1 protein-coding gene is annotated in these 1,211 nt (G+C 42.9%); it reads left to right on the forward strand.

Translation table 11 applies throughout. The features are described from left to right. Nucleotides 1-97 precede the first annotated feature (97 nt). Nucleotides 98-1,211, forward strand: a 1,114-nt coding sequence (locus tag DW981_RS14695) for an IS110 family transposase (protein WP_118508250.1), incomplete at its 3' end; no start/stop codon positions are given.

The following is a 1,211-nucleotide window of genomic DNA, read 5'->3' on the forward strand; positions in this document are numbered from 1 at the left end:
GACCTCCACTTTGTAACTTCGTGGATTTACCTGTATACTAATGATTGTCAAAAGCAAATAGTAACAGGGATTACCGCATACAAAGGGAGGTCATCAAATGAATTATAACACAGTTTACGTAGGAATGGATGTTCACAAGGAAAGTTTTTCACTTTGTGCTTACACAATTGAAGCCGAAAAGGCTTCTCACTACCAGAGGACAGAAGCTGATTACAAAAAAGTTCTGAACTATCTGGAGTTTCTTAGAACCATCTACGGAGACGATGCTAACTTCATATGCGGTTATGAGGCTGGCTGCTTCGGTTATACTTTGTATCACCAATTAACGGCGAACAATGTAAAATGCATTATTCTCGCTCCTACTACAATGCTTGAACAGCGTAGTAAAAAGCGTATAAAAACAGACAGACGTGATGCTGAAATCATTGCCAAATGTCTTGCACAGCATAACTACAGCCCTGTTCATATCCCAACTGCAAAGGATGAAGAAACAAAAGAATTCCTGCGCATGAGGGACGATCACAAACTAGCACTGAAAAAAGTGAAGCAGCAGATTCTTGCGTTCTGTTTACGCCATAACTATCGCTATGACGGAAAAAGTCATTGGACAGCAGCTCATCTTAAATGGCTTAAGGCCTTAACTCCTGAGGCTCTGTACAAGGAGATCCTCGACGAATACCTGCTGACATACCAGACACTATCAGACAAGATTGAACGATTGGATAAGCGTATTGAGGAGCTTGCAACACAGGATGAATACAAGGAAGCAGTGAAAAAGCTTTGCTGCTTCATCGGTGTGAAGACACATACTGCACTTTCTGTTCTGGTTGAAGTCGGTGATTTCAAGCGCTTTGCTTCTGCCCAGCACTTTGCTTCTTACCTCGGTCTTGTACCTGGTGAAGATTCCAGCGGCGATGATCAGAACAGACTAGGAATTACCAAAGCAGGAAACAGGCATGTACGGCTACTCCTAACAGAAGCGTCACAATGCTATGCAAGAGGACAGGTTGGTTTCAAATCCAAAGAACTGAAGTCCCGTCAGTCAGGGAATACACCTGCAGTCATCGCTTATGCTGACAAAGCTAACGAGCGTCTAAGACGCCGATACTACAAGATGGTGCTTAATAAGTATAAGAAACATAATGTAGCCAAAACAGCAATCGCAAGGGAACTTGCATGCTTCATGTGGGGCATGATGACAGATAACATTG

This window comes from Clostridium sp. AM49-4BH (assembly GCF_003478335.1).
Lineage (GTDB): Bacteria > Bacillota > Clostridia > Lachnospirales > Lachnospiraceae > Butyribacter.